This is a genomic window from Actinomadura sp. SCN-SB (assembly GCF_043906805.1).
Lineage (GTDB): Bacteria > Actinomycetota > Actinomycetes > Streptosporangiales > Streptosporangiaceae > Spirillospora.
Genome location: NZ_JBIMPP010000142.1, coordinates 1 through 3,019 on the forward strand (window position 1 = coordinate 1; position 3,019 = coordinate 3,019).

Genomic DNA, 3,019 nt, shown 5'->3' on the forward strand with positions numbered 1-3,019 from the left:
CGAGGGTGTGGTGTGAGTTTCGCCCAGGCCGTGAAAGCCCTGGGGCTCTTGGACGAGGCGTCATCAACCAAATTGCGGAAGTAGAACCATCTCGAGGAGAGCTCCAATCGGTTCGATCGCGCCAGCACCTCCCTCCGCCGCTAGGGTAATCGTCGCTCGCGCTGACGGCGACGGAACGTCCGTCTAAAAGCGCACAGGCGATCCGGGCGGCGAGGCCAGAATGCCCGGGAATCAGCCTCATGATAGGCAGAAGCATCCTTTCATGCCGTATGCAGAGCTCGCGGTATTACCGTTGTCGCCAATCGCTGTCGCCTCCAGCTACGAGACGTGGTGGAGGGTGGTGCCGTCCCAGTACAAATGAGTCGCGATGTTCCACGCCGCGGGGTAGTCGAGGTAGCGGATCGCCTCGGGGATGCTGGGGCCGGGCAGGGGCTGGCCGGTGACGCCGTTTACCCAGCTCTCGCCGACCGGGCTGGGTTTCCAGTCGGGGTCTCCGATGAGGACGGCGGCGATGGCACCGGCCTGGAAGGTAACGCCTCCAGTGGAGGAGGGGATCCGCCATTCACGTTCCCAGCTGAAGTCCATGAGGCCGTGGGCGCCGTCGGTGCGGATGGGGTTGCCCCAGACCTTCGTCTCGGAAGCCCAGGTGTCGTGGACGCTCTCGGGCGGGTAGGCGATCCCGCCGCCGCCAGCAGCGATGACGTCGGCCCGCTTTAGCAGCACGCCCCAGGACTTCATTCCGCGCTCTGTGAGCATGTGGAGGAGGTGGAGACCGGGGCTATCAGAGAAGCAGACGGCGGGCATCCCGTCGGCGCGGAACGGCGGGAAGGCCATGAGGGTCTGGCTGTGCAGGATCGAGTTCAGGCGCTGCTGGGGGGTCATCTGCTTGATGGCGTCGGGCACGGCCGGGGTGAACTGTGAGCCCTCCCTTCGGCCGCAGAAGTGGACGAGCAGGTCGCTCTGCCCGGGGCCGGTCGGCGCGAGCACGGGCGGGAGGGGGGCGATCAGCTCTGTCATGTCGTCAATGATCGGACACCGAGGCTGTGGGCGGTGCACGGACACTCCGTGGGGTTTCGCTCAACGGTGGGTCCGGATTCAGGAACGACGGGCGTCCCAGAACGCACTCTCATGCTGCGAGGGGGGCGTGAGCGGTGGCACGCGATCATTCGGGGACGGCTTGCGGATGCCGACCGCCTGCTGGCCCGCATCGGTCAGTAAGCGGATGCCGGGTCGGCGGCACCCGCCAAAGCCCCGACAGGCTCGCTGAAGAACCACGAACTCCCCGTCTCCGGACCTCAGCTCGGCTTGGAGGTTTGGGTGGACGAGGCGGTCGGTGACTCCTGCGCGATTGCCATGACGGATATCGCCAGCACGATCAGCGGAGCGATGAGCACGGCCCAGGCTGTGAGATAGATGAGCCAAAGGGGTGGCGGATACCAGGCACGCGGCGAGATCGACAAGACCACTCCAATGCCGACCGAGGCCGTGGCCAGGTACGCGAGGATCGACCACGCGACCGCGTCCACCCACCAGGACGGTTCTCGGTCGCGCCACCGGATCCGGGATTTGACCCATTCGAGCCACCGGACCCGGGACTTGCCCCGTACGAGTACAGCCACCAGCACGATCGCTGCGAGCGTCACTAGGGCCATCGCGATATTGGCCACCGTGTGATCGGATATCCGGTAGCTCGCGGTCAGGTAGCCGGCGGACGAAACGTCGAGCATGACGGCGGCGAGGAAGAGCGAGAAGTAGATGAGCCGCCGCAGGAAGGCCAGGGTGCCATGGTTATCCCGTTGGTACGCCACCAGCAGCCAGGACAACGCCACGATCATCGCGATGATCGCTATGGCGAGTATGCCACCGAGAAACGCTTGCGCGGTGTTGGCACGGGGACAGGTCTGCTCTCCGGAGATGATGGTGCTTAGGTAGGCGGTCACGACCAGACTGAAGAACGCGGTGAAGAGTAACTTGAGCGCGTTCGTGGCTGCCGTACCCTGGCCGGGGCGTTCGCTGAGGATCACGATGATGCCAGCGAAGACGAAACCGGCGAGAACTCCCAGGAACGGCACCCAGTTGCCGGCGGCAGTGATCGGATTCCAGTCGAAGCTCCGGCACAGATCAGGGATGGGGTTCGTTCTCCATTCCCTTTTCGCTGCCGAACGTAGCGAGAAGAACCCGGAGATACCCCCGATAATGAGCCCCACGGCGACAACGAGCGGGGTGACATAGCGGACGAGAATTCGTTTCACGCGTGTACCTCTTCCGATCATGGATCAGTCTTACCGGTGCCACGACGCGCGTGCCCGACGTCGCAGTCCCTGACCAAGCGCTTGCAAGAGGCACCCGGGGAATGTGGGACGCCTGACGACGCTTGGTGTCACACAGTCTGGACCTCTGTGTGACCGCATTTAGTGCAGTTTGAGTTGTCGATCTTTGGCGTGGGTGACGGTGGCGTTATGAGGTACGGAGGTCGTGGGTCGGTCACCTTGGGGGTGCTGGCGGTCGTGGCCGACAGGGTTGCCGAAGTGGCGCCGAGCCGTGGGCGGCTGCGGAGCGCTGGTGGTCGTGGTGGGAGGGCCCTCGGAGGTTGTGGCGATCGGTGCATACCGGAGGAGACTCGGCGGGTAAGGCCGGCGTGGAGGCGTGCCGTCAGGCGGTGCTGTCGACGCGGGCCCTGACCCCTGGTGATCAGGTGAGATGACCAGACAGGTATATGACGCTGGTCAGAGGGGGACGCACTCTTCTGCCGCTGACCGCGCCTGCCTGCTCCTCGATCGAGCTCGGTGGTCAGCGCGTAGCCCCTGCGAGAGTAAAGATCGTCCATGGGGTGGGCGACGGGAGGGGCGATCACGGCCAAGCGCATGTGCTCCTACCCGTCCCAATCGGCGACGTTACCGCGTTCGTTTGCCCTGACCCATATCCGCCGTCACGCCTGGTCGTCGCTCGACCGGGCGTGCTCTCGCACTAGCCCTCGTTCGCCGGGACGGGAGGATCTCGTTGGACTCCTCCGGGCGGG

2 protein-coding genes are annotated in these 3,019 nt (G+C 65.1%); both read right to left on the reverse strand.

Features of this window, described 5'->3' with window-relative positions:
* Nucleotides 1-318: 318 nt before the first annotated feature.
* Nucleotides 319-1,017, reverse strand: coding sequence for a hypothetical protein (locus ACGWYJ_RS38670; RefSeq protein ID WP_395111654.1), 699 nt, complete (start codon nucleotides 1,015-1,017; stop codon nucleotides 319-321).
* Between the two features lie 278 nt (nucleotides 1,018-1,295).
* Entirely contained in the window at nucleotides 1,296-2,252 is a 957-nt protein-coding gene (locus ACGWYJ_RS38675; protein ID WP_395111655.1) for a hypothetical protein, read from the reverse strand.
* Between the last annotated feature and the right edge of the window lie 767 nt (nucleotides 2,253-3,019).

What these genes read in the sequence shown, in the direction of transcription:
- ACGWYJ_RS38670 (WP_395111654.1), bottom strand. Translation starts at nt 1,017, where the DNA reads ATGACAGAGCTGATCGCCCCCCTCCCGCCCGTGCTCGCGCCGACCGGC.